The following is a 25,436-nucleotide window of genomic DNA, read 5'->3' on the forward strand; positions in this document are numbered from 1 at the left end:
AAAATATCGTATAAGATAGAAGATTGTAGTACTATGCTATATAATAGATGGAATAAGAATGCTAGCTAAAATGGATTATTACAAAAGGAGTTTAGTACCATGCGTATATTATTTGAACTTTTATATAATCTTAGCATTCTAGTGTCCATAAGCATTATTTCAGGTTATATTTCCTACCGAAGGGAAAAAAATCAAATCAGCGACTGCTTGCAAGGGGTACTTTTCGGAAGTGCCTGTATTATTGGAATGCTTCATCCTTTAGTAGTTGCACCTGGACTGATTTTTGATGGCCGTTCCATCATGATTAGTATAGTTGGATTTTTCTTTGGCCCTATAGCAGGGATTATTGCCGGATCAATGGCTCTGATTCTTCGCATTTATCAAGGCGGAGATGGTGTGATTATGGGTGTTTTAGTGATTTTGACATCCGCCTTGTGGGGAAATCACTTTTTTCAATGGAATCTAAGTCATCAAAGCAATTCCTATAAGGAGACCATCAAACAACTTTTTTCCATGGGTGTTTTTGTTCATATCACCATGGTTTTATTGATGTTTACTCTTCCAGCAGATAAAAGCTTAAGTACCATGAAATCAATGGGTCTGCCTGTTTTGCTTGCCTATCCTCTGGCGACAGTATTTATTGGCAGGATCATTACAGAATCTAATGAACGTACACGTATGGCAGAGGCTTTGAGAAAGAGCCAAAAGCAACTGATTAGTATTAATCACGAACTGGAAGCCTCCATGGAAGATGTAGTTGCTGCTCAAGAAGAATTGCGAAGTCAATTTGATGAGCTGCAAAAAAGCAATGAATTGTTAAAGGCTAGTGAATATACTTTTAGAAAGCTCTTTGACGATTCCTCAGATGCAGTTTTTATAATTCAAGAAGAAACGATAACGGATTGTAATCAAGCAGCTGCTGAATTGTTGGGTTATGATTCGAAAAATAATATGATAGGCAAACATATACTAGAAATATCACCGGATTATCAGGCTAATGGCAACAAATCTGAAGAATGTCTGACAGAAATCCTTGCCTCAACGAATAAGCATGGGAAATCTAAGTTTGAATGGTGGCATCAAAAAAAGGATGGTACCTTGTTTCTTGTTGAGGTGATGCTGACTTCAATCTTACTTCATGGGGAAAGAGTCCTTCATGGGGTGTTAAGAGATATAAGTGAGCGAAATGCTATGGAACAGCAATTAGAGTATTTAAGCTATCATGATCAATTAACAGGGCTTTATAACCGGCGCTTTTTTGAAGAAGAGTTAAAACGACTGGATACAAAGAGAAATCTGCCTTTATCGATAATCATGGCCGATGTCAACGGACTAAAACTGATTAATGATTCCTTTGGTCATGCTGTAGGAGACGAGCTCCTAATCAAAGTGGCTGATGTGATAAGAAAAGGATGCCGGGCTGATGAAATCATCGCCAGGGTTGGAGGAGACGAATTTGTCATTCTTTTGCCTAAAACTGATGGGAATGAAACGGAGCAAATTATTCGACGAGTGAAAGATTATGCCCGGTTGGAAAAGGTAAATGCTGTGGATGTCTCTGTGTCTTTTGGCTGGGATACAAAACATAATGAGGCAGAGAAGGTTCAGGAAATTTTAAAAAAGGCTGAAGACCATATGTATAAAAGGAAGCTCTATGAAAGTCCAAGCATGAGAGGCAAAACCGTTACTGCCATTATTGATGCCCTGTATAAAAAAAATTCGAGAGAAGAAAGGCATTCCTATAAGGTATCATTATTATGCAAATCCATGGGTCAAGCTCTGGGAATGATGGAAGGGGAAATTGAGGAACTTAGAACGGCTGGATTGCTTCATGATATTGGCAAGATAGCTATTGAAGATAGAATCCTTAATAAAAAAGAAATTCTTACTAATTCAGAATGGAAAGAAATTAAGCGCCATTCGGAAATAGGTTATCGAATTCTAAGCACAGTCAATGATTTGTCGGAAATCGCAGAGTACGTGTTATACCATCATGAAAAATGGGATGGAAGCGGATATCCTAAAGCATTAAAAGGATATGAAATACCCATTCAATCAAGGATAATAGCTATTGCGGATAGTTATGATGCAATGACCGGTGAGAGGAGCTATCAGCGTCCTTTATCGGAAGAAAAGGCAATTAAAGAGCTGAAAAAAAATGCAGGTTCCCAGTTTGACCCGGAATTGGTTGAGGTGTTTATTAATATAATCTGGGAGTCACATGATTCCGATAAAGATTAGTATTAAATGATAGTAATACTAAATTTTTAGCTTATCTATGTCCATATTTTGAATAGATAAGCTATAATAAAGATAGTTAAGCAGATATTAAAAATCTTAAAAGGAGATAAACTGTTTCAATGAATATACGTCAAAGCACATTAACTAGCACGAAACCTACCAATACTCGTTCACGCCGATTATTAACTGGTATCATTTTAGGTTCACTGTCTGCCTTCGGTCCATTGTCCATTGATATGTATTTACCGGCTCTGCCAATTTTAACGAGTGATTTACATACCAGCCCATCTCTTGCCCAGTTCAGTTTAACAGCCTGTTTGCTGGGGCTCGCCTTTGGACAATTGGTATCCGGATCCCAAAGCGATGTTCGCGGAAGACGTATTCCTCTGCTCATCGGATTAGCTTTTTATACCTTGTCCTCTTTAGTATGCGCCATGAGTCCATCTATTTGGGGATTAATCGCATTTAGGTTTATTCAGGGAGTTGCGGGTTCGGCCGGTATTGCGATTTCTCGGGCAGTAGTCAGAGACCTATACTCAGGCTCAGACATGATCAAATTCTTTGCCCTTTTGATGTTGATCAATGGGATCGGCCCGATTATGGCTCCAATCCTAGGCGGGCAACTGCTGCAGTTTACCTCTTGGCGCGGTGTATTTTTAGTATTGGGTATAGTGGGTATTGTCATGCTTCTTTCAGTCTTTTTTGCTCTGCCGGAAACATTGCCTGTTCTGCACCGTTCTCAAGGTGGGCTGCGCAACACACTAAACACATTTGGCAAGCTCATTTGTGATCGGGTCTTTATGGGTTATGCCATACCCCAAGGACTTGTCATGGCAGCGATGTTTGCCTATATTTCGGGTTCACCCTTTGTTATCCAGAACATCTTTGGTGCTTCTCCCCAGATGTACAGTGTTCTTTTTGCGATTAATGGGATCGGCATTATTTTAGCCGGCCAAGTCACAAGCAGACTGGCAAGCCGAATCGCCGGAACTAAGCTGTTTTTGGGTGGCTTAAGTATGGCCGCAGTTGGTGGAATTAGTTTGTTGGCGGTGATTCTTGTTGGAAGTGGGCTAAAAGCAATTTTGCTTTCTCTCTTTGTGGTAGTAAGCAGCGTTGGGATTGTTTCAACAGCGGGGTCCTCTTTGGCTATGGAAAATTATGGACATTCGGCGGGCAGCGCTTCAGCCTTGTTAGGGTTATTTTCCTTTGTTATAGGTGCCTTAGTAGCCCCATTAGTAGGTCTTGGTGGGGAATATACAGCGGTGCCCATGGGTATTGTCATTGCTGTTGCTGAAATAGGCGCAATGTCATGTTATCTTATATTAAGGCCCAGATTATCCTGAATAAGACGACTGATAAATAGACTATCAGGAAATTATGATGTAAAATAACTAAGTATATTATTTCTCAAATAAGTTAAACTACTGGGAGGCCAATCAAGTGAAAGACAATCCAAATAAAGTCTGGGTCGTTGTAAACCCCATTCGTGCCAGAAATCCTGAATATAATCAATACAATTCTTTAGCAGAAGCTCTTTCTGATTTTGACGACTGGACTCTTGAAACAAACAGCATAGCAAGTTGTGAAGTCCTCTATCGGGGAGTTAGTCTGATGCACTCCCTAAAAGGAAAAGTAAGAGGTGCAGCCTGTGAACAGTATCACCAAAACTGTACGATCAGAAATAAATTACCGAATTCAAAAGAAATTGTTATCTGTGAAGAATGTGTTAAGAAAATGATTGACGATTATGTCTTATAACAAATCATTAATAAAGAACACCGAAGCTGCTTATATCGGTGTTCTTTAAACTTATTTTATGGTTCGCGTTAGTGAACATATTAGAGAGGTAATCTTATGGTCTTAGGTAAAAGTTTGGAACGATGGCGGCGGGAATTTCCATTGCTTGAGGAATTAATCGCTACAGAAGAGGTTTTCTGGCTAAATCCCTTATATAGGCGTTTTAATGATGCTATTACAGAAATTCCTTTGAGTTTAAAGGATGTAGAGGATGCCGAAGAACGTTTGGATAAATTTGCGCCCTATATAGCCAAGGTATTCCCTGAAACAAAGGAATCAAAAGGAATTATCGAGTCGCCTATCGTAAGTGTTTCTAATCTAAAAAAGCAAATGGAAGACATGTTGAATCAGCCTTTGATTTGTAAGGATTTATTGCTGAAGTGTGACAGCCATCTTCCGATTTCCGGGTCCATCAAAGCAAGAGGCGGAATCTATGAAGTGCTAAAACATGCAGAGGATTTAGCCTTAAAAGCAGGACTCCTTGCCGGGGATGAGGATTATTCAATTTTTGCTGAGGATAATTTTAGAGATTTCTTTTCGGGTTACTCCATAGCTGTCGGTTCAACAGGAAATTTAGGCTTAAGTATAGGGATCATGAGTGCTAAACTGGGGTTTAAGGTTACAGTGCATATGTCCGCTGATGCAAAGACCTGGAAAAAAGATCTGCTTAGAAGTAAAGGAGTTAGGGTGATAGAATATCCCTCCGATTACAGCAAAGCTGTTGAAGAAGGACGTAAACAAGCAGCCAAGGACCCTAAGGGTTATTTTGTCGATGATGAAAATTCCGTCAATCTATTCTTAGGTTATGCTGTTGCAGCACTGAGATTAAAAGATCAGCTTAAGGATCTTAATATTAGTGTGGATGAAAACCATCCCTTATTTGTATATTTGCCCTGCGGAGTTGGAGGCGGACCCGGCGGAGTTGCTTTCGGACTGAAACTAATTTTTAAAGATCATGTGCATTGCTTCTTTGCCGAACCGACACATTCGCCCTGCATGTTGTTAGGATGTATGACTGGAGAGCACGACCAAGTGTGTGTCCAGGACTTTGGCATTGATAATATAACGGAGGCTGATGGCTTAGCAGTTGGCAGAGCTTCAGGATTTGTAGGGAAAATGATGGCAAACCTGTTAAGCGGCATCTATACGGTTCAAGATAAGACACTTTTTAAAATGCTTAAAGCCATGGCGGATACGGAAGGAATATTTATCGAGCCCTCAGCTTTGGCAGGGGTTCCAGGTGTGTATAATCTTTTAAGTTCAAAGGTAGGAGAGCAATATTTAATGGCTCAAGGTTTAAGGGATCAAATCCAAAATTCGTCCCATATTATCTGGGCAACCGGAGGCAACATGGTGCCGGAATCGGAAATGAAAAGCTACTATCAAAAAGCAGAATACTATCAGTAGTAGTAAATAAAGAGACTATTTTTAAAAGCAATTTGACGATGTTGTGAATAGGCAGCCAAAGATGTGCGAAACATGGTATTGTCATTGAATATGGATTTTATAAAGATACAAACTAATAATTAATCAGAGATTTTCTTTAAAGAGATTTTGATGAATGTTGGAGAGATAAAATGATTGAATTTAAAGAAGTAAATATAGAGGACAAGAAGTGGATGGATCCTCTTCTTGTCACAGCGGATATGCGCGGATGCCATCAAAACTTCACAAATATCTTTTCGTGGTCGAAAATCTATAACTATCGTGTCGCACAAGTTGAAAATTTCCTTGTTGTCAAAGGAATTATGAATGATCTCCATTATTATTTTTATCCTGCCGGCTCAGGTGATATAAAACCAGTATTTAAAGCTCTACAAGAAGATGCGTCTTCTTGTGGTCATGAATTTGCTCTGGCAGGAGTATCATTAGACAATATGGCTGAGATGAAGAGAGTGTTTCCGGATCACTTTGAATACAAAGAGATGCGAGACAGCTTTGATTATATTTACAGCCTGGATAAGCTTGTTAACTTGTCTGGGAATAAGCTCCATTCTAAACGCAATCATGTCAACCGGTTTATCAAGTCCAATACGAATTGGAGTTTTGAACAGATATCCTCAGAAAACATTGCTGAGTGTTGGGAAATGAATTTAGAATGGTGTAAAATCCATTCTGAACCTGGGGATGAAATTGCTAAAGAATGCTGTGCTGTACGTCGTTGTTTTGAGAATTTCCAAGCCCTTGGCTTAGAGGGCGGATTAATTCGTTTAGAGGGTAAAGTGATTGCCTACACCATGGGAGAAAGGTTAAATTCTGATACTTATGTAATTCATATTGAGAAGGCCTTTGGGGAGGTGCCTGGGGCTTATCAAATCATTAACCATGAATTTGCGGTTTTTATTCAAAATAATTACCCTGAACTGATTTATGTCAACCGTGAAGAAGACATGGGATTTGAAGGATTAAGGAAAGCAAAGGAATCCTACCACCCGGAATTTTTAGAGGAAAAGTATTTAGCAACTTATTTCGATTAATAGAGAGATTTAGGTGATATGATCCATGTATAAGATCCGGCTGTCACAAAGAGGCGATATCCTTCGTCAAAAGGAGATATGGAAGCTTTGTTTTGGCGATTCTGATGATTTTATTGATTTCTACTATGCCCAGCGATACAAAGAAGAAGAGACAGCGGTATTGCTTCACAACAATGAGATTATAACCATGCTGACAATGATACCGGTAAAAACAGTCTTTCCGGACAAACGGATGGTAAATACGGCCATGCTATACGCTGTCGCAACCCATCCCAGTCACAGGAACAAGGGCTTTGCCGGTCAATTATTAAATTTTAGCAACCAATATCTTAAGGATCGTAAGATCGAATTATCCGTGCTGGTCCCTGCCAATCGCAAGCTATTTGATTATTACCCAAAACAAGGTTATGAGGAGGGATTCTACATTCAGGAGACTATTCTCAACCGAGAGAGTATTGATCGCATGTCCGTCCCCAAACCTTATCACTGTGAGATTTCAGCGATCTCCTCCAAAGAGTATAATCAACGCAGAACAGAACGATTGTACGGTCGATTCTATATTTCCTATGCTGATGAGGATGTTGACTACCAGAAGAAACTGTCGCAATCCTCAGGAACAGACATTTATGGCATTAATATTGAAAATATTGAAGGCTGTTTTGCAGCGGAAAGAATAAGCTCAGAAAAGCTATTCATTAAGGAAATCTTAATCCCTGAGAATTTATTGAACCTGGCCATTAAGCAGATTGCCAAGCTGTTGCCCGCAGAGGAGTATGTTTTACGTACACCGCCTTATTTGGGTAACTATTTAGGAGGTTCTATCCGGGCATTTGGAATGTACAGGGTTCTCAGCAAAAGTGATTTAAGAATAACCTCAAAAGATCTGGGATACTTAGGATTTGCCTTTGATTAGTATGTGATGTAAAACTGAGGAAAAGGCTGAATAACTAAGGAAATGCACATTATAAATGGATAATGAAGGATATAGCATATATAGCCCTGTTTACAAATAAGAAAAATTCCCTTAGTATACCAAATATACATCTAACAAACTATATGGATGAGGCAATAAGGCAATGACGCCAAACGACATCTTGATGATAACGTTTGGCGTATTTTATTGTTTGGACAGATGCCCTAATCCTAAAGGAGGTTGATAAAACAAACATAGTAGAACTCTAAATAACAAAAAATATCGTCAGAAGGAGAAAAGACTATGAATGAGTTGATTAACAAAATTGATTCCTTTGTCTGGGGACCATTTACCATTGTACTATTGGTTGGTACAGGAATTTTAATTACTTTATTAGTTCGTGCTATTCAAGTCCGCAAATTTGTATATGCCTGGCAGCTGCTGTCCGGTAAATATGATGATCCCAATGATGAAGGTGAAATCACACACTTTCAGGCGTTAAGTGCAGCGCTTTCTGCAACCATTGGCACCGGTAATATTGCAGGGGTTGGTACCGCTATCGCCATCGGCGGACCGGGAGCTTTATTTTGGATGTGGGTTACCGCCTTTGTTGGGATGGCGACAAAATACGCAGAAGCGTTACTTTCTTTGAGATTTAGAGCAGTTCATGAAGACGGTTCCGTCAGCGGCGGACCTATGTATTATCTGGAAAAAGGCTTAGGTCAGAAATGGCTGGCCATGCTATTTGCTCTGTTTGCGGCCATTGCTTCTTTCGGGATTGGTAATATGGTTCAAGCTAACTCAGTTGCTGAACCTGCTTTGAAATACTTTCACATTCCTAAGATAGCAACAGGAATTATTTTGGCAGTTTTAGTTTTTGCAGTCATCGTTGGTGGAATTAAACGAATTGGACGAGTTGCCAGTCGTGTTGTGCCTTTTATGACAATATTTTATGTTTTAGGTTCACTGATCGTTATTATCTTGAACTTCAGCAGTGTTCCCCATGCTTTTTCTGTAATCTTTCATGATGCCTTTACAGGAACAGCTGCCACCGGCGGTTTTGCAGGATCCGTTGTCGCGCAGGCTATCCGCTACGGCGTTGCTCGGGGAGTCTTTTCCAATGAAGCTGGTTTAGGCAGTGCCCCGATTGCTCATGGTGCTGCTAAAACAAAATACCCTGTCCGTGAAGGACTTGTAGCCATGCTTGGACCTTTCATTGATACGATTGTCATTTGTACAATGACAGGCTTGGTTATCGTCACAACCGGTGCTTTTGCCAAAGTTGATGAGGCAGGTAAAGCTTTAACCGGAGCTAACCTTACTGCCAAAGCTTTTAATCTGGGACTGCCCGGACCCGGTGAATACATTGTTGCAATTGGTATTATTTTCTTTGCTCTTTCTACTATTATTAGTTGGTCTTACTACGGTGATCGTGCTGTGGAATATCTTTTGGGATCAAAATTCATCCTTCCCTATCGCATCCTTTACTGCCTGCTCATCCCAGTGGGAGCAGCAACCACCCTTGAAATCATCTGGAATATTTCCGACGTATTTAACGCCTTAATGGCTCTGCCTAACTTAATTGGCTTAATCCTTTTGAGTGGTACAGTTATTGCGATGACAAAAGAGTACTTTGGGAATCCAGAGAATATTAAAGCTAAAGTATAAATAAGTTTAATAAACAACGCAGAGGACGTCAGGTTAATGAAGTTTGACGTTCTCTGCGTTGTTATGTAATGCATATTATTCTGGGTTACGATACTCTTCTGGAGGATTTATATGAATAATGAGGAATCCTAATATAGGCCGCCTTTGAAGACCTAAATAGCATTAGAACGGTGGACACATAGCTAAGTAAGGAGTGAAAGAGTATGCAGTACTAAAATTCAGCAAAACTGCTATGGAAAGTGTTTCAGAGTGCATTAATTGCGGTGAGTGCCTGAATCGCTGTCCCTATGAACTGCCAATTCCAGAAATCCTGCAACGCAATTTGAATTTATACACTGAATCACTTAGAATCAGGGTCATTTGCCTTTGTACCTAACGATAAGCTGCATCAATTTTCAAATACAGGCAACGGCAGATTCCGTTTCATTTGCATTGTACCTGAAGAGGGAGATAAATAGTACGATTATTAAATGGAGAAGCCTTCAGTTGGATCCTGCAGGAGGCTTTTTCCTATTTTTATAAGCATTTATTAATATGATTATGATATAATATATGACGACAAATAAAGACAAATAATTACAGAATTTTAAGCAGGGACGTCTATACTTATGTGATAGGAGAGGATATTTTGATTGCATTGTCAAGTATTGAGTCATGTAAAGTATTTGCCGAGTTTATTGCAAACATGATACCGGGTGGCGTGGGCTTCGGACTGGTCGAAAAAGATACCTTTGTATGGGTAAAATTATCAGATTCATTTCATCTGGACATTTTAAAGGTTGGGATCAAACTAAAGGATGATACAACCACTATGAAAGCTATTCGTGAAAAAAGGGTTTTGATTCAAAATATCCCACGTACAGTCTACGGCATAAGAGTATCAATCCTTTCGATTCCTGTGATTGATGACAATGGGGATGCAGTGGGCGCTTTGTCAATTTTTTTCCCCAAATTACATCCTGTTGCAGCTGCCTTTGGGGATTTTGCACCAATTTTAGCGGAAATGTTTAGTGAGGGTTCTTTCTTATATATGTCAGATTTAACTAAAATTGCTTACACCCAGCCGTCTGCGAAATTTGATATGCCGTCGCTCTCTGCGGGGCGCGAATTAAAAGAAACGGATATTGCTTATCGGGTTCTTCAATCAAAGAAACCGATTATTGAGGAAATTGATGCTTCAATATATGGAGAACCTCTTACTATTGCTAATTATCCATTGTATGACGATGAAAATAAAAATCTCGTCGCCACCCTGGGGATTGTTACGCCAAAGAAAACTGCTGTGACCCTTCGTGAAATGTCCAGTAATCTTGAAAATAGTTTAGAAGGAATAGCTGCGGCTATAGAACAACTGGCTGTATCTGCTTCAGAAATCCACTCCAATGAAGATGAGCTGAATTATCAGATTAGTCAAATTATCAAAATAACTGAAGAAATTAATGAAGTATCTGACTTTATTAAAGTGATCGCTGATAAGACAAAAATGTTAGGCATCAATGCCGCCATTGAGGCCGCAAGAGCAGGGGATGCCGGTCGGGGCTTCGGAGTTGTTGCAGAAGAAATCAGGAAACTGTCCGATCAATCGAAGAGCACAGTTCCTAAAATAAAAAATCTGACGGATACTATTAAGGAAAAAGTCGAGGATGCAAGCCGTAAAAGCAATGTTTCCTTAGATGCCAGTCAGGGACAAGCGGCGGCTGCAGAAGAGATTTCGGCGAGCATTGAAGAAATAACTTCTATGTCAGAAGAACTCAATAGAATCTCTAGAAATTTATAGGATGAGTACTGGACAATATGTCTGCTATCGCATAATCTTGAATCAATAGAGATCCTTCTCTGCAAAACGAAAGGAGTAACAAGATGTGCGGCCGCTATTCATTGACCAACTCGAAATCGAAGGAAATTATGGAGCGGTTTGGTCCGGTTCAGATTGAATTTGAGTTTGAGCCGCGCTACAATATTACTCCTTCGCAACAAGTTCCTGTGGTGATCAATCAAAATGGAAACAAACGACTGTTAATGTTTCACTGGGGACTAATACCTCATTGGGCAAGGGATGAAAGTGTTGCCCATAAATTAATAAATGCCCGGGCTGAAACTTTAACGGAAAAGCCTAGTTTTCGTGAGTCTTTTGAACAAAGGCGTTGCTTGGTCTTGGCAGATGGTTTCTACGAGTGGAAAAAGGAAGGACGTGTCAAAATACCCTATAGAATTATCATGCGAGACGGTAAACCATTTGCTTTTGCCGGTTTGTGGGATACTTGGCTGTCACCTGCAGGCCAAAGGTTAAATTCATGTGTTATCATTACGACGGGGTCTAATACGTTGATGGAGACAATTCATAGCCGAATGCCTGTGATCTTGCCGAAGAACATGGAATCAATCTGGCTGGATTCGGCTTACCCTATACATAAAGTGAAAGCACTATTAAAACCTTTTCCGTCAGAAGAAATGTCTGCCTATGAGGTATCCTCGCTGGTTAATTCGCCGCGTAAGGATGAACCGGCCTGTATATATCCTGTAAACAGACTCTTTTAGCTGGCATTTGAAATTCATAAAAAGCCCATCAAAGTAAACTGTACAGAGTCCAGTTCACTTTGATGGGCTTTTTATTATATCTTTTGCTTTGGTTAATTTGTATAAGTATAACTATCCGTACAAATAATAGGATTTAGAGGTGGAAAGAGACAATATAATCAAAGGAGGATAACTATGCCTGAACAAAATCAAATGCTTACCCCACAGGAAACCATAGAACTTCACGAACTGATTAGCATGAAAATAATGGAGAAGAAGAAACTGAAGGCTACTAAAGCTACAATTCAAGACAATGGTGACCTTTCAAGTTTTATTGACGACGCTATAAAAACTAAAGAACAGCAGATTGATGAATTAAAACAGTTTATTAGCAGCAGCATAATGCAATAGGAGGTGTCATTATGGGATGGTTAGATGACTTGTTTGGAGTTGAAAATGCTGAAACAACCAAAATGATAGAAAAAGATGTTGCCTTAGATATGCTAAAAGATTCGAAGTATATTCTCAATGCAACGGCTATGGCACTTACAGAAACAACGAATCCTCAACTTAGAGAAATCCTGAAAAAACAACTTAATGAAGTGGTTCAAAACCATTTCAGATTAGCTGATCTTTCTGTACAAAATAATTGGTACATGCCTCATTCAGCCCCGATTGAACAGATTAAAAAGGATTACGAAGAGGCTTCAACTTAAGTATTTTTTGCTTAGGTAAATTATATGTTAGGAGGGATTCTGCTATGGAAAATCAAAATGAACTAACTGCTCACGAAATGTTGAAGATGCATGAAATTATATCTAATGAGAACTTAGGAATTAAAAAATCAGAATCTATCATAAGTATGGTGAAAGACCAAGAACTGGTCTCTTTTATCCAAAATTCAGTAGCTACTCGACGCCAAAAATTAAAAGTATTTCAAGACCTTGTTTTCAGTAAGAATCTTCAATAGAAAGGAGTTTAACCTATGCCGTTAACTACAAGTTCCTTAAATGATCAGGATATTGTTAATGATATGTTAAAGGATTCTAAGTTTGCTATTCATTCACTCACGGTTGCCCTTGGAGAAAGTACCTCAGCGTCGTTTAGGGAAAAGCTTGTTAATCAATTAAATAGTTATATTGATGAACATTTTAAGTTAAGTGATTTTGCTACTCAAAAGAACTGGTATCAGCCTAATCTGGCACCTAAAGAGCAACTGCAGCAAGACATTAATACTAGCCTTAATTTAGGACAATAAATGCTCAATGCGTTGGTTGAGAAGGATTAAAACTTCTAACCAATGCATTTTTCTTTTATGGCCCCTTGATGGGAGCTTATTTTTCGCTCATCATTTTTAAACAGCGGAGTGCGATTTAAGTCCGGAGGGACAATTGAGGATGAAGAATACTCGATGTTCTCTTCAGTGTTGTAGTGTATTGTAAGTATATTGGTATAAAAACAATAAAAACCCTGCAAAATAAAGGGTTTTTATTGTTTAAATAGTGTATAGCAAGTTGCCTAAATTCGCCCCAAAATCTCTAGGATAAAAAGTTATTATGTACTTAAAAAAAGATTAATAAACACTCTCTTTTCTTTTAATAAGATATATTATACTTATTATACATATATACGATGAAAAGTGGGGTTTTAGTTGGAAACACATGTTATTAAACAAGTTGGGCAAAAAATGGTTGTACTTCTTGATGACGAAATGAAAATCGTAAAACCGGTTTATAATTTTATGAAATTCTTAAGGCAAAATATTACGCGAGTGATTTGAGCATATTTTGGGAATGGCTTAACAAAATCAATTGTGAATATGACGAGATTAGCACAAGAGTATTAGGAGACTTCATCGATTACCTAAGACGAGGTGACCAAGACATTCTGGCACTCAACATGGAAAGTGTGAGAGATGGTAAAACCATAAACCGAATTTTGGGTACAGTACGGCGGTTTTATGAACATTATGCAAATATGCTAGAACAAGACGAACCAATTCTTAAGAAAAAAATAAACAGGCCGTTTTATATGTACAAGAGCTTTCTCCACCACGCCAAAAATGACAACAGTACGTGGCGATCCATCTTTAAAGTGAAGGAAAACAATTATAGAGTTAGACTCGTCAAGGATGATGAGATGGAAACAATTCTAAATGAACTTACTAAGAAACGGGATTATTTACTATATAAGACCTTATACCTCACGGGGGCGAGGATACAGGAAGTGCTTGACTTTGAAATCGAGAGCGTACCAATTCCGGACAACACTAAGGAAATTGGAGTGTTTCAAAATATTAAGTCAAAAGGTAAGTATAGGGATTTATATATTCCCATGTCACTTATTGAAGAAATCGACAACTTTATATTTGAGGAAAGAAACCTTATCGAGACTGACCACAGCTACATCTTTGTTTAGGAACAGCCACAGTGGTATGGCAAACAGCTAACATATAGAGCTGCCTACGATAAATTAAAAGATATACAAGAAAAAGTTGGTATCAATTTTAATTTTCACGATCTACGCCATACATTCTGTAGCGCTTTAATTAAAAGCGGAATGGATTGTCAGCGTTGTGCAACTCATCATGGGACACGCACATATTTCGACCACACAAAAATATACGCATTTAGATGATCGCTATATTAAAGAGGTTCTTACTAATTATTGGAGAAAAAGTTCACTAGTGGCGGGAGTGATAAATTAACTAAAAGCAGACCCGAAGGTAACTTTTGGGGACTCAAGGATACGGATACTCAATCGCAACACTATGGGAAGACCTTTAATTTTGATTTCTCTTTTATTGTTAGTGATGAAATAAAAGATATCGCAATGGATTATGTTTGGAGAAATTGCAGAACCGGAAATAAGGCAATTAAGAGTTTATATTCATATATGCACGCTTTTAAATATTTTAATTCATTTGCAGTACAACGAAAAATTTTACGGTTTAAAGATATGACAAATAATGATGTGGACAATTTTCTGTCATATCTACGTACAAGCAAATTGGATAACTCAGACAAACCATTAGCTTACAGATATCAACAACAATGTTTGGGTGTCTTGAAAAATATAATCTACTGGGGGCAAATACACGCTCCTGATGCAGTCCCCGATAAGGAAATCTTTACAAGGAACGAACTCCCCGGTAAAAATCAGACGCTCAAGATTAAGTACATACCGGATAATATATTGAAGAAAATTAACGAAGCCCTAATCGATGAGGAAAACCCATATCTTAGGTATGGGATCGTCATTCTGGAATATACAGGAATGCGCATTGGTGACTTGATGTTACTTTCCGTTGACAGCATTGAGCCCCATCCAATAGATGGGTATATGATGAAATGGTTTAACCATAAGAAGCACAAAGAAAAACCTCCTATGCCAATCAGAAGAGAATGTGCTGCGGCTTTTGAAAGATTGCTGAAATACACGAAGCCAATTCGAGAAGAAGCAGATGATAACCTTAAGAAATATTTATTCATTCACAAGGGCAAAAACGGGAAAGGAATATCAAGAATTCATAATGCAACCTTTGGCGATTGGCTTAGAGAGTTTACCCACATACATAACTTCGTTGGCTCGGATGGAAAACCTTACAACCTAACGTCCCATCAATTTAGGAGAACACTTGGGACTGACATGTTCTCCAAGGGAACGAATCTTAATGTCATTCAGCAAGTATTGGATCATGCCGATCCATCAACAACTAGGCGTTTTTATGCCGATGTAAAAGAGCAAGAACGTGCTGAAATCTTTAAAGGCATAGGTATCATCGGATATATTAGTTTATTAGATGAAAGCATGTTTGACAACAATGAGGAGTTTAAATGGTTCCAGGCTAACAAAGATAGAGGAGCCTGCGGGAACTTGGCAGAGAACGCGAATGGCAGCGGGAGTTCGTGAAATACAAGTCTCTGAAACCATTGGTGGAAAGTCTTGAGGTGGAGATGCGTGGCGAAAGCGCCTAATAAACAATTGGCAGGTATAAAAGCCTATGCAGAGCAGAAAAACAAAGAAACCATCGAAAAAGTTCATAAAGCTATTGATTCACTAAAAAGAAAGAAAAAAATATCAACTTTGATTCAGTATCAAAAGAAGCAGGCGTTTCTAGAGCAACCCTTTATAATAATCCCCAACTAAAGGAACGCATTTTGAGTCTTCGGGCTGTATCAAAAGGAGTTCCTCTTGATGGCACGATGACTGTTGCGAAAGATAAGAAACAGCTACAGGAAGAAAAGATTATTGCACTTCGTCAGAAGGTTAAACAACTAGAGGAAGATAAGGCGAAACTAATCGCTCAATTAGTTGAGATGGAAGAGCTAAAGCAAGAAAACGAAAGACTTAAAAATCGGAAGTCAAAATTTCTGAATAATTCAGAGTTGATTGAGCTACCCGTCCAGATAGAGAGCTACTTTGGTATATTTCCCCACAGTAGGAAACCCAGTATTATAAAATGCCGCCCACCAATACGTAGTTGGACGGCATTCGTAAGACAATCCAACTGGAAGCTTCGTTTTTTATACAACAGGCTAGAGAATAATACCACATTTTCTTTCAAATTTTCATTTACACAAAATTATTTACATTCCCCTGACGTGTTCTAGCTGTGTTTATTTATAGATGTCCCATATTTAGCTGCAATCTCCTCATGCGATAGCCAGCTAATCTTAATACTACTATCTACTCGATTGGATCGTTTTTGACGTACAATAAAATTGTGTTCCTGTTGCTCATTAGCATAGGGAAAAGTTCCTGGGACGTTTAGATTCAGGTTTTTGTCCCGATCCAGTTTAACTAAATAAGCAAATAGTCTGTACGGTTCTGAAAAAAGCCGTAACTTTTTGGACTTGATTCCTGCTTTTTGCTTAGCGTCCTCATAATAGGCAAGTTGCTCCGGTGTAATGCTTTTTGAAGTTTCGAACCGGCAAGCTTTTTCCTTTATATCTTGCCTTTCTATAGGTCTATCTGGAATAGTAAGAGTGTACGGTATTTGTAACTTATCTTTCGTATAAGCTTGATATTTTGCAAAACCAGTTTCATTCATACGCTTTACTAGAAAGTTCTCTACTTCAGCAAAATTTCGTGTAAACCTGCAGCCTGAAGAAAGCAATGATTTCTTAACTTGTTCCGAGTAACTTCGGTTACATACTCTCGGGTCCAGTATAGTAAAACAACCAAAATCCTCAATTGTACGAATTAGACGGCCCCCTGCTTGCTGTAAGCGAATAAGCATTCTGGGGATAAGTATATCATTCATAATTTCACTTTTGCTCAAATCCTCTGCTATGAGGTCTATAAAGGGATCATTGTAAGCAGGAAACGGTAGGCGACAAAGTATAACTGAAATGAGAGATTTTCTTGGAATAGATAAGCCAGCAAAAAAAGTACCGCTCCCAATAAGTACGCTCATTTCATCACGCTTAAAATCCTCAGAAAGGAGTTCAGTGCTTTTAGCCCCTTGCTTTAACAATGTAATTCCCATCATATCCAGATGGGCTTTAATTTGGTTATGCAAAAGTTCCAATTGTTTATGCGAAGTGCACAATATAAGGGTACGTCCACCAGTAGCCTTGATTAGTTTTATAATTTCATCACCTAATATTTTGCAGTAATCAGGGTATTGCTTATTTGTACTATCGAGGGGATTAGGTATATGTTGGGGAACATAAAGTATTGACTGATTAAGATAATCGAATTCAGTAGGTAAATCCAGAGTATCACTGGCCGAAGGAGGCCCACCCCAATCATAAAAAACCGAACCAAAAGAGCCCTGGACAGCAAGTGTCCCAGACATAAATACCATCTTATTATATTTGCCCATACTGTCTATCAGAAATCTAATGTCCCTTCGGAATGAATTGCTAACGACGATAATTTCTAATTCACTTTTCTGGTCTAGTTCAATCCAAGAAGTGTAGTTTTCTTTATCTAAAATCTTGTCAATAATATCAGCAGTTTGTTCTAAACTTGATTTTGTTTGAGACCTGCGAAACATAGGATTCTCAGAAATTCTAGCAGAAACCAATTGAGATAGCATTTTTTTGAATAATAGATTAAGATTATTTAATGCCTTAAGCCCCTCTTCAGGAATTGGAAGCCTTCCATGAGTAATGTCTAAGTCCTGTTGGAGATATTTCGTAGAATTTATTAAAATGTTAAAAAAACGAAAGGCTTCTGTCCTCTCATTATGTACCTGGTTTATTGCATTTAGAAGAATACTTGTAGATAATTTCTTACTTAACTGATCTAAGGCAGCATCCTGGAAATCATGAGCTTCATCTATAATAATTATACCTCCACCGGATGTTCGAAAGTCAATGATCGGGCTGCAACCGTCAGTGACATTGATAACGGACTGAAGTAATTGGTTATGATTGGTAACCACAACATCAATACCCTGGCGATTAAATTTACTACGATGAATACCTGTTGGACAGGTAAATTTTCTTTTACAAGAAAAGCATTCACTATGAGCCTGAAGTTTAACCCTATTCCACTGGTTATCCAGGATAGGTCCGAAATGTTGTTCAAACTCAAGCCGATCCCCTTCTAAAGCATCAAATCCAAAAGAAATCAAAGATTTCCGCAATTCATCCTCTAATAAAGTTTGTTCAATTCTTTTTGGGCAAAGGTAATTGCTTATCCCTTTAGCTACAACGTACCGACGAAGTAAACCATGCTGATGAAGATAATTTAATTCTTCATTTTTTAACTGAGCTTGAAGGTTCAATGATGATGTGGCATAAATAAGTCGTTTACCGTCATAAAGAGAAGGTACTAAAGCGGCAAAAGTTTTACCTGTTCCTACGGGAGCGTGAACAATAAGCGTATTTGTCTTAGAGTGAGTTGAAAGCATTCCGGCAATAGAAACTGCCATTTGTACCTGTGTATATCTTGGTTGAAGGCAGCCGTAATGAGCAGGGAGCTGATTTTTAAAAAAATCTAATACATGGTTTAGCCGATTATTCATTTTAATCCTTCTTTCATTGACTTAAGATAAAAAAACACCTTATGACACAACAGGTAGTTTTAAATAAAGAATAGGCCCCATAGGAGGGGCCTTTCAAAATGAAAGCTAAGGTGAAGACAACCTTATTAAATTAGCTTATTATTTTAGTTTTTGTTTGCTTCTAGAGCCAATTTTACGTACTCCAGAGCATTTTCAATACTGATTAAGGGAGTAATTTCTGTCTCAAGAAAAGGAAATATAGGAGATTCGGATATTAATTTATGGAGTTCTTCGACGGACTCAACATCCCAAATCACACAACCACCTTTTCTACCGGCAAACATCCCTTGTGCCAAAATCTTCCCTTGTTTCTGATAGTTAATAACTTTTCCCCACCCTTGTACCATGATTTCTTTGACCTGTTGAGGTGGGAACGGAGGCAATTGTGTCAATTCGCTTTTAACTAAGAATAACATACTTAACCCTTCTTTCTTTTTCGTTTTGGCTATTCATTTAAGACATGCTAGCCTTTATTTGCTTCACCTTAGCTAATAAAATTCGAGTTGATGGACTGGAATACCCAGTTTCAACCCGAAATAAAAAACAAGAGCAATCCCTACCTTGCAAGGTTTGGATTGCTCTTGTTCTTTATTTGGGACTGAAGAATTGATACCGCCATAGAGGAAATTAAAGCAGTAAAAAATAAAATCGGCGTAAAGCCGACTTAACTTCCATATACTTGATATTTATCATTATATCGATTGGTAAAACTTTGTCAATAGCATTATAAGAAATATACAAAGTAATTTAAAATATAAATTCAAGGAAGGGCTAAGAATACAAGCCCTAAAACGGGTATTCATCATATCGAGCTTGACAACTTAGTATCTTTTAAGAATTTCAACTTATAATTATAGACAACAAATCGCATATGCTAATTGGTACTATACAAGCTCTTGACTCGCGCCTTAAACTGCTAATTATTCTTATACTGTGTCCCTTAACCTCCTCCTTCTCACAACACCAAACATACCATGTACATACATAATACATGCTATAGCACTCGTGATCAATAATGGAAAACTACTTTTTGGGTTTATTAGAACATATTATACAACTATAAATGTAAAACAAAGATCAAACTCAGTAAGGACAGGCCTTACAATCGCATAATACAGTCTTGAACTAAAGATAACCCATGATGTCCAGTATTCTGTAGAAGCATCTGCTTATTACCTTAAATAATGAAATCTGAACTATATTATTAGGAGGGTAACAAATCTAGGGTAGTTGTGATATTATAACAGAATATACTGAATATATAGACTATTAGAAGTGAGAAGAGATTTATTAATTCATACAGAATTCTATAGAAAGTGAGGGATTAATATTAATAACTTATATTGTAGAATTTATCAAAACTTTTTTCGGTTAGCGGCCTATTTTCTGCCCTGGCGAAAGCCCGTCTTACTCGAAGGAAAAAACAGTATAACCAGACTCCCAAACTTAATTAAGAGCAAAGGGATCGATAAAGTATTGATAGTGACAGATAATAGCATTGCATCACTGGGGTTGATGAAGGAACTGCTTAAAGGCTTAAAGGCTGAGGGTATTAGCTATGTTATATATGATAAAACCGTACCCAATCCAACTATTGATAACGTTGAGGAAGCATTGGTAACCTATAAAACAAACCATTGCCAGGCACTCATTGCTTTCGGCGGCGGTTCTCCAATGGACTGTGCCAAGGGAGTGGGAGCACGTGTTGCCAGACCCGATAAAAAAATACCTCAGATGAAAGGTCAACTTAAGGTTAGGAAGAAAATACCCTTATTGTTTGCGGTTCCAACAACAGCAGGAACAGGAAGTGAGGCAACCATTGCAGCCGTTTTAACGGATAGCAGAACTCATGAAAAATACGCAATTAATGATATGGCACTAATTCCTCACTATGCGGTACTAGATCCATTGCTTACAGTTGGGTTGCCGGAACATATTACGTCAACAACAGGGATTGATGCTTTGACCCATGCCATTGAAGCCTATATAGGCAGGAGCAACACAAAGGAGACAAAAGAGCTGAGTCGTATAGCAGTAAAACTAATCTTTGATAATTTGTATGAGGCATACAGCAACGGCATCAACCTTACGGTTCGCACGAAAATGCAAAAAGCCTCTTATTATGCAGGAGTTGCATTTACACGGGCTTATGTTGGGTATGTTCATGCCATTGCTCATACTTTGGGTGGATTCTATGGAATTCCCCATGGTTTGGCAAATGCGGTTATTTTGCCTTATGTACTGGAATATTTTAGGGATTCCGTTCATAAGCCGCTGGCAGAATTAGCTGATTTTGTTGGCATAGGCGAAGCATACCCTACCGTAAAGCAAAAGGCAGAGGTCTTCATTGAAGAAATAAAAAGACTCAATAAACGCTTAAATATCCCTAATAAAATAGAAGGGATCAATGAGGCTGACATCCCAATGATGGTCGAACGTGCTTATAAAGAGGCCAATCCCCTCTATCCTGTACCAAAAATTCTGTCCAGAGACGATCTTTTTAATCTTTATAAGATGATCACTTAAGTAAGTGGGTCAAGCCTGAAAAAGTCAAAACACCCATTACTCATATGGGTTCCACCGGTTATATTTATCGGGAACCCTATGGAGTTGCCTTAATCATTGCTCCTTGGAATTATTCCTTTCAATTAGCGGTTGCCCCATTGATTGGTGCAATCGCAGCGGGCAATTGCGCTATTATTAAGCCTTCCGAATTAACCCCAAATACTGCCGATATATTAAGTAGGCTTATATCAGAGATATTCCCTGAAGAGTACATTGCTGTGGTTCAAGGTGGCGTTGAAACAAGCCAAGGATTACTGGCTGAACAATTCGATTACATTTTCTTTACAGGGAGCGTTCCAGTTGGAAAGATCATTATGGAAGCTGCTTCAAAAAATTTAACCCCTGTTACGCTGGAATTAGGCGGCAAAAGTCCTTGTATTGTACATCATGACGCAAATATTAAACTGGCAGCAAAACGAATTGCGTGGGGTAAATTCATAAATGCCGGTCAAACTTGTGTAGCCCCTGACTACTTATATCTTCATCAAAGGATTAAACATGAATTCTTAAATGACTTGAGCCAAGCTATCAGAGCGTTGTATGGAAAGCTCCCTCTAAATAATCCTAATTATACTCGCATTGTCAGCACAAGACACTTCCAGCGCCTGCAGTCGTTTTTAAATAATGGGGAAATATTGATTGGCGGAAAGACCAACGATGAAGGCTTAACTATTGAGCCGACGGTCCTTACGGGGATTACATGGCAAGATCCTGTCATGCAGGAGGAGATTTTCGATCCTATACTGCCAATTATGGAATACAATCAATTATCTGAAGTCGTGGAAGGAATACATAACCATCCCAATCCCTTAGCCCTTTATCTTTTCTCAGAAAGCAGGAAAATTCAAGAAACTGTGCTTAATGATATATCCTTTGGAGGAGGATGTATTAATGATACAGTCTATCATTGTCTCTCCATACTTGCCCTTTGGGGGTGTTGGAAACAGCGGGGTAGGTTCATATCACGGGAAGGGAAGTTTTGACACCTTTTCCCATGACAAAAGTGTCCTGATTCAAACAACACGATTTGACATTCCCCTTAGATATCCTAACATGAAAAATGGGCTAAAAAAATTAAGTATATCTTAAAATAAACCATTGTTGTTATAATTCTTAATTATAAAATTGAATCTAATGCTTAGTCTAGATGGAACGAAAGCTATTTATTAATGGTATTTGTTTGTTTTGTCGTCCATAAATAGATAAACAAAAGAACAATCCCAAGCAAAATGCTGCCACGGAGCAAATAATGATGGAGAATTATCGTAATCTCTTTCCAGTGTGACCCCAGCATTCGTCCTAAACTGATAAATGTTATGGACCATAAAACAGCACCAATTCCTGTAAGAAGAGCATAGAGTCTGTAAGGCAGTTTACTAATACCTGAAAAGTAAGCTATGAAGTGACGAAACCCTGGAAAGAAATAGCCTGCGACTACTGTTTTAAGTCCAAAACGTAAAAACCAATCTTCAGCACGATTTAGCTTTTGGGCGTTAAGATGAAGGTAGGGGCCGAGCCGTTCAAATAAAGGCGGTCCTAGAATGCGACCTAGCCAATAACTTAAATTGACGCCTGCAAAACTGCCCAAAGAAGAGACTAGTAACGTTTTAGCAAGAGTCATTCTTCCTATAGAAATTAGAAAACCGCTAAATGCCATAAGCAGTTCATCAGGTACCGGCAACCCAAGCATGCCTAGGGATAAGAACGAAAATAAAGCTAGATAACTATGGTGGTAGATAGCATAAATGACATATTGTTCTATCCCTCGCAAATTTATCGTCCTTTCCAAATAAAAAATCATTATTAAAAGAATACCCCAAAATTAACCTGCATAACCCAATTAAAAGAGGAACTCTTACTAAAAGCGTCCCTCTTTTTCTTTAATATGTGCTCCATGATTTCAGTCTATGGTTACATGGCCATATTGGTTTAATTACTGGGGAGGATCATACAGAGGCTGCTATGGAGGCTACTACGGAGTCTACCCAGGTTTAGGAAGATGGTGGTATTAATCTCAGTCTGAGTACTCTTAGGCACCTAAAAGGTGCCATTTTTTATTTATGTACATATGGCTAAAAGGCTAACAAGTGCGAAGACAATTTGGACGTTAAGCAAGTTTAAAATTGTTAGATAGATAAAGAAATCTTCCAGGGAAAGGCATAAGATATTAAGTATGATAAGAGCTTAACATAGCAGTGGAGGTGCAGCTATGGAGTGGGCATTGGCAATTCCCAGTCTCCAAGGGACGACAGAAATTAATGGATTTCTGACCGGGAAAAAAGCAGCTTTTGTGGCTGACATTAAGGAAATGTTCGAAGAAAGGTTTGGTACGGTAAGATTTACCCGGCTTTACTACGGTCAGGAGTTTTGCGAAAAGGCCATCTCTGGAAAAGAAGATATGAAAAGAGCTTTTAATATTTCTGAAGAGGAGGGCTTGAGCTTTTCTTATGTCACTCCCTATGTAACAGAAACCGGCTTGACTAAACTAAAAATTAGATTAGACAAACTCGCTGCGGAAAAACCTGACTCTGAGGTTGTCATCAACGATTGGGGAGTTCTCGATTGGTTAAATGACCAACAGTTAACACTCACTCCAGTTTTGGGCAGGCTCATGAATAAGATACTGAGAGATCCTCGCATGCCAAATAAATCAATTAATACCGTCAATTCCCAAACGGCGGATTGTTTACGAACCAGCTTCTTAACAGGAGTTGGTATGAAGAATTTATTAGACCAATATCATGTTAGGCGCATTGAGTTGGATCACCCACCCCAAGGTCTTGATCCAAAACTTTCAGACTGGGGGTATCAATCATCTCTATATCTCCCTTACGGTGTTGTGACAACTGGCCGTATCTGTCTCATGCAGTCATGGGGATTGGAAGACAAGGATAGATTTAAGGCTGCAATGGTTTGTGATCAAAAGTGCGGGCGTTATTGGCTGGAGATGTCGGATCCTAGTGGAAAAGTTAAAAACACTGCTAATTGGAAGCTAATGCAGAAGGGTAATACCATCTTCTATCGTCAGAGTAGAAAATTTGCAGTCAAAGCTTTAGAACAGGCTGTAAGTTATGGGATAAGCCGGATTGTTTTTCAGCCTGAACCGTTGTAAATAGCCTAAGGGGTATGGAAAAGGAGGCGGGAAGGTGAAGATATTAGCACCTGTGAGTTCAATAAATGAAGTGAAAATACTTATCTCGAAAGGGGCTGAGGAGCTTTATTGCGGCATAAGCCTTGAGGCATGGGAGCATAAGCATGGGCAAGATCTTTGGCTTAGTCGGCGTGGCCCGGGAAAAGCGAACATTGGCAACCTGGAAATTTTGAGCGAACTTGTAGAAACAGCTCATAATTGTGGAGCAAAAGTATTTCTTACCTTAAATCAACCGGGTTATGTCAAAGAACTTGCTGCAGAAATCCTTCCCTTCGTTCAAGAAGTAAGGAGGAATTGTAAGGTTGATGCCTTCATTGTGGCTGATCCAGGACTAATTCGTATTTTGAAGGAGAAAGAGCAAGATATTGTCATCCATGTAAGCAGCCTGGCTGCCGTTTTGAACAGTTCCTCAGTAAATTTCTTTAGAAAACTTGGTGTGGAACGAATTATATTTCCCCGTTATTTGAATGTGAATAGCTTGAACAAGATTATTTCAACGTGTGGACGAGAGCTGGAATACGAAGTCTTTATCCTTAACGACGGCTGTGTATTTGAGGAAGGGTATTGTCATGTAAGTCATGCCTACGGAGGGGCTTTTTGCCACAACCCTGCTTGGAGTTACAAGCTTCTCTCTATGGTCAGAGAGGATGAAAAAGAATCGTTTCGCCATTGTGTGGATGAGTATAAAAGATGGCTCTGGGTTGGCATCAAGAACTTTGGCGGCTTAACCGGATCTGATGGTTATCCCTTAGGTATGTGTGGTCTTTGTTCTCTACATGAGTATAAAGAATTGGGGATTACATCCCTAAAAATTGTCGGGAGGGAAGCGCCTTTACGAAAAAAAGCTAAGAGTGTGGAACTTGTTAAACGTATTTTGGATTATGAAAATGATGGTCATCCTTCGGGAGAAGTTCGTGACTATGCCCGGAGATTAAAAGGAGTTAAAAGACTTTGTGAGACGGGATATATGTGCTATGACCGTTAAACTATTAATATTTCTTGTATTTAATGGTTACATCTTTAATTGGTATAAATTAACGTTTTAGAATCTCTCCTTTTGCAAAAACTAACCTTAGTTTAAGGTAAAGG

At 38.7% G+C, this 25,436-nt stretch carries 26 protein-coding genes and 1 pseudogene; 24 read left to right on the forward strand and 3 right to left on the reverse strand.

Going from position 1 to position 25,436, the window contains the following annotated elements; all coding sequences use genetic code 11:
* The first annotated feature begins 99 nt into the window (after nt 1-99).
* The 20 genes and pseudogenes from DESOR_RS13660 to DESOR_RS28915 all read left to right on the forward strand — a co-directional run bounded on the left by DESOR_RS13660 (nt 100) and on the right by DESOR_RS28915 (nt 16,226).
* Nucleotides 100-2,241 carry an HD domain-containing phosphohydrolase gene (locus DESOR_RS13660; RefSeq protein ID WP_014185174.1) on the forward strand — a complete coding sequence of 714 codons (2,142 nt, stop codon included), beginning with the start codon at nt 100-102 and terminating at the stop codon, nt 2,239-2,241.
* A 119-nt stretch (nt 2,242-2,360) separates the two neighbouring features.
* A complete protein-coding gene (locus tag DESOR_RS13665; protein ID WP_014185175.1) occupies nt 2,361-3,584 on the forward strand; it encodes a multidrug effflux MFS transporter in 1,224 nt (407 codons plus the stop codon).
* 97 nt (nt 3,585-3,681) lie between these two features.
* Nucleotides 3,682-3,999, forward strand: a complete 318-nt coding sequence (locus DESOR_RS13670) for a hypothetical protein (protein WP_014185176.1) — start codon at nt 3,682-3,684, stop codon at nt 3,997-3,999.
* Between the two features lie 96 nt (nt 4,000-4,095).
* Nucleotides 4,096-5,445, forward strand: a complete 1,350-nt coding sequence (gene dsdA / locus DESOR_RS13675) for a D-serine ammonia-lyase (RefSeq protein WP_014185177.1) — start codon at nt 4,096-4,098, stop codon at nt 5,443-5,445.
* 170 nt (nt 5,446-5,615) lie between these two features.
* Nucleotides 5,616-6,515 (forward strand): DUF2156 domain-containing protein, encoded by a 900-nt coding sequence (locus DESOR_RS13680; RefSeq protein ID WP_014185178.1) that lies wholly within the window; start codon nt 5,616-5,618, stop codon nt 6,513-6,515.
* Nucleotides 6,516-6,540: 25 nt separating this feature from the next.
* Nucleotides 6,541-7,428 (forward strand): GNAT family N-acetyltransferase, encoded by an 888-nt coding sequence (locus DESOR_RS13685; RefSeq protein ID WP_014185179.1) that lies wholly within the window; start codon nt 6,541-6,543, stop codon nt 7,426-7,428.
* Between the two features lie 303 nt (nt 7,429-7,731).
* A complete protein-coding gene (locus tag DESOR_RS13690; RefSeq protein WP_014185180.1) occupies nt 7,732-9,096 on the forward strand; it encodes an alanine/glycine:cation symporter family protein in 1,365 nt (454 codons plus the stop codon).
* A 232-nt stretch (nt 9,097-9,328) separates the two neighbouring features.
* Nucleotides 9,329-9,472, forward strand: a complete 144-nt coding sequence (locus tag DESOR_RS28085) for a hypothetical protein (RefSeq protein WP_081468511.1) — start codon at nt 9,329-9,331, stop codon at nt 9,470-9,472.
* A gap of 252 nt (nt 9,473-9,724) precedes the next feature.
* Nucleotides 9,725-10,873 carry a methyl-accepting chemotaxis protein gene (locus DESOR_RS13695; protein WP_014185181.1) on the forward strand — a complete coding sequence of 383 codons (1,149 nt, stop codon included), beginning with the start codon at nt 9,725-9,727 and terminating at the stop codon, nt 10,871-10,873.
* A gap of 83 nt (nt 10,874-10,956) precedes the next feature.
* Complete coding sequence (locus DESOR_RS13700; RefSeq protein ID WP_014185182.1) at nt 10,957-11,634, forward strand: SOS response-associated peptidase; 678 nt, start codon at nt 10,957-10,959, stop codon at nt 11,632-11,634.
* 174 nt (nt 11,635-11,808) lie between these two features.
* Nucleotides 11,809-12,024 carry a hypothetical protein gene (locus DESOR_RS13705; RefSeq protein ID WP_014185183.1) on the forward strand — a complete coding sequence of 72 codons (216 nt, stop codon included), beginning with the start codon at nt 11,809-11,811 and terminating at the stop codon, nt 12,022-12,024.
* An 11-nt stretch (nt 12,025-12,035) separates the two neighbouring features.
* Complete coding sequence (locus tag DESOR_RS13710; protein WP_014185184.1) at nt 12,036-12,329, forward strand: spore coat protein; 294 nt, start codon at nt 12,036-12,038, stop codon at nt 12,327-12,329.
* Between the two features lie 44 nt (nt 12,330-12,373).
* A complete protein-coding gene (locus DESOR_RS13715; RefSeq protein ID WP_014185185.1) occupies nt 12,374-12,583 on the forward strand; it encodes a hypothetical protein in 210 nt (69 codons plus the stop codon).
* 15 nt (nt 12,584-12,598) lie between these two features.
* Nucleotides 12,599-12,871 carry a spore coat protein gene (locus DESOR_RS13720; RefSeq protein WP_014185186.1) on the forward strand — a complete coding sequence of 91 codons (273 nt, stop codon included), beginning with the start codon at nt 12,599-12,601 and terminating at the stop codon, nt 12,869-12,871.
* A gap of 393 nt (nt 12,872-13,264) precedes the next feature.
* Nucleotides 13,265-13,393: a hypothetical protein gene (locus DESOR_RS30635; RefSeq protein ID WP_282434357.1), complete on the forward strand. Its 129-nt coding sequence runs from the start codon at nt 13,265-13,267 to the stop codon at nt 13,391-13,393.
* Between the two features lie 197 nt (nt 13,394-13,590).
* A complete protein-coding gene (locus DESOR_RS13725; RefSeq protein WP_158309037.1) occupies nt 13,591-14,031 on the forward strand; it encodes a site-specific integrase in 441 nt (146 codons plus the stop codon).
* A gap of 30 nt (nt 14,032-14,061) precedes the next feature.
* Nucleotides 14,062-14,250: pseudogene (locus DESOR_RS31000) on the forward strand (tyrosine-type recombinase/integrase); the annotation flags it as partial.
* 30 nt (nt 14,251-14,280) lie between these two features.
* Nucleotides 14,281-15,525, forward strand: a complete 1,245-nt coding sequence (locus DESOR_RS13730) for a tyrosine-type recombinase/integrase (RefSeq protein ID WP_014185187.1) — start codon at nt 14,281-14,283, stop codon at nt 15,523-15,525.
* Between the two features lie 48 nt (nt 15,526-15,573).
* Nucleotides 15,574-15,762: a hypothetical protein gene (locus DESOR_RS13735; RefSeq protein ID WP_014185188.1), complete on the forward strand. Its 189-nt coding sequence runs from the start codon at nt 15,574-15,576 to the stop codon at nt 15,760-15,762.
* 56 nt (nt 15,763-15,818) lie between these two features.
* The gene (locus DESOR_RS28915; RefSeq protein ID WP_042331221.1) at nt 15,819-16,226 is read left to right on the forward strand and encodes a hypothetical protein; all 408 of its coding nucleotides are present in this window, start codon (nt 15,819-15,821) and stop codon (nt 16,224-16,226) included.
* Here the strand turns inward: DESOR_RS28915 and DESOR_RS13745 are convergent.
* Both DESOR_RS13745 and DESOR_RS13750 read right to left on the reverse strand, forming a co-directional pair.
* Nucleotides 16,223-18,592 carry an ATP-dependent DNA helicase gene (locus DESOR_RS13745; protein ID WP_014185190.1) on the reverse strand — a complete coding sequence of 790 codons (2,370 nt, stop codon included), beginning with the start codon at nt 18,590-18,592 and terminating at the stop codon, nt 16,223-16,225. The two genes, DESOR_RS28915 and DESOR_RS13745, sit on opposite strands and share 4 nt — an antisense overlap.
* A 143-nt stretch (nt 18,593-18,735) precedes the next feature.
* Nucleotides 18,736-19,047 carry a muconolactone Delta-isomerase gene (locus DESOR_RS13750; protein ID WP_014185191.1) on the reverse strand — a complete coding sequence of 104 codons (312 nt, stop codon included), beginning with the start codon at nt 19,045-19,047 and terminating at the stop codon, nt 18,736-18,738.
* A 913-nt stretch (nt 19,048-19,960) separates the two neighbouring features.
* On the opposite strand from DESOR_RS13750, the gene DESOR_RS13755 reads away from it, so the two are divergent.
* Nucleotides 19,961-21,157, forward strand: coding sequence for an iron-containing alcohol dehydrogenase (locus DESOR_RS13755; RefSeq protein ID WP_014185192.1), 1,197 nt, complete (start codon nt 19,961-19,963; stop codon nt 21,155-21,157).
* A gap of 35 nt (nt 21,158-21,192) precedes the next feature.
* Entirely contained in the window at nt 21,193-22,179 is a 987-nt protein-coding gene (locus DESOR_RS13760; protein ID WP_345788344.1) for an aldehyde dehydrogenase family protein, read from the forward strand.
* Nucleotides 22,180-22,355: 176 nt separating this feature from the next.
* Here DESOR_RS13760 and DESOR_RS13765 read toward each other — a convergent pair whose 3' ends face one another.
* A complete protein-coding gene (locus DESOR_RS13765; RefSeq protein WP_242832319.1) occupies nt 22,356-22,985 on the reverse strand; it encodes a DedA family protein in 630 nt (209 codons plus the stop codon).
* A gap of 420 nt (nt 22,986-23,405) precedes the next feature.
* Between DESOR_RS13765 and DESOR_RS13770 the strand changes: the two genes are divergently transcribed.
* A complete protein-coding gene (locus DESOR_RS13770; RefSeq protein WP_014185194.1) occupies nt 23,406-24,308 on the forward strand; it encodes a hypothetical protein in 903 nt (300 codons plus the stop codon).
* A 34-nt stretch (nt 24,309-24,342) separates the two neighbouring features.
* Nucleotides 24,343-25,332, forward strand: coding sequence for a peptidase U32 family protein (locus tag DESOR_RS13775; RefSeq protein ID WP_014185195.1), 990 nt, complete (start codon nt 24,343-24,345; stop codon nt 25,330-25,332).
* Nucleotides 25,333-25,436: the final 104 nt, after the last annotated feature.

This window comes from Desulfosporosinus orientis DSM 765 (assembly GCF_000235605.1).
GTDB classification, from domain to species: domain Bacteria; phylum Bacillota; class Desulfitobacteriia; order Desulfitobacteriales; family Desulfitobacteriaceae; genus Desulfosporosinus; species Desulfosporosinus orientis.

Coding starts and splice junctions, on each gene's coding strand:
- DESOR_RS13710 (WP_014185184.1), top strand. CDS start 12,036: ATGGGATGGTTAGATGACTTGTTTGGAGTTGAAAATGCTGAAACAACC.
- DESOR_RS13700 (WP_014185182.1), top strand. CDS start 10,957: ATGTGCGGCCGCTATTCATTGACCAACTCGAAATCGAAGGAAATTATG.
- DESOR_RS13725 (WP_158309037.1), top strand. CDS start 13,591: ATGCTAGAACAAGACGAACCAATTCTTAAGAAAAAAATAAACAGGCCG.
- dsdA (WP_014185177.1), top strand. CDS start 4,096: ATGGTCTTAGGTAAAAGTTTGGAACGATGGCGGCGGGAATTTCCATTG.
- DESOR_RS13745 (WP_014185190.1), bottom strand. CDS start 18,592: ATGAATAATCGGCTAAACCATGTATTAGATTTTTTTAAAAATCAGCTC.
- DESOR_RS13680 (WP_014185178.1), top strand. CDS start 5,616: ATGATTGAATTTAAAGAAGTAAATATAGAGGACAAGAAGTGGATGGAT.
- DESOR_RS13750 (WP_014185191.1), bottom strand. CDS start 19,047: ATGTTATTCTTAGTTAAAAGCGAATTGACACAATTGCCTCCGTTCCCA.
- DESOR_RS28085 (WP_081468511.1), top strand. CDS start 9,329: ATGGAAAGTGTTTCAGAGTGCATTAATTGCGGTGAGTGCCTGAATCGC.
- DESOR_RS13720 (WP_014185186.1), top strand. CDS start 12,599: ATGCCGTTAACTACAAGTTCCTTAAATGATCAGGATATTGTTAATGAT.
- DESOR_RS13770 (WP_014185194.1), top strand. CDS start 23,406: ATGGAGTGGGCATTGGCAATTCCCAGTCTCCAAGGGACGACAGAAATT.
- DESOR_RS13705 (WP_014185183.1), top strand. CDS start 11,809: ATGCCTGAACAAAATCAAATGCTTACCCCACAGGAAACCATAGAACTT.
- DESOR_RS28915 (WP_042331221.1), top strand. CDS start 15,819: ATGACTGTTGCGAAAGATAAGAAACAGCTACAGGAAGAAAAGATTATT.
- DESOR_RS13665 (WP_014185175.1), top strand. CDS start 2,361: ATGAATATACGTCAAAGCACATTAACTAGCACGAAACCTACCAATACT.
- DESOR_RS13715 (WP_014185185.1), top strand. CDS start 12,374: ATGGAAAATCAAAATGAACTAACTGCTCACGAAATGTTGAAGATGCAT.
- DESOR_RS13690 (WP_014185180.1), top strand. CDS start 7,732: ATGAATGAGTTGATTAACAAAATTGATTCCTTTGTCTGGGGACCATTT.
- DESOR_RS13660 (WP_014185174.1), top strand. CDS start 100: ATGCGTATATTATTTGAACTTTTATATAATCTTAGCATTCTAGTGTCC.
- DESOR_RS13685 (WP_014185179.1), top strand. CDS start 6,541: ATGTATAAGATCCGGCTGTCACAAAGAGGCGATATCCTTCGTCAAAAG.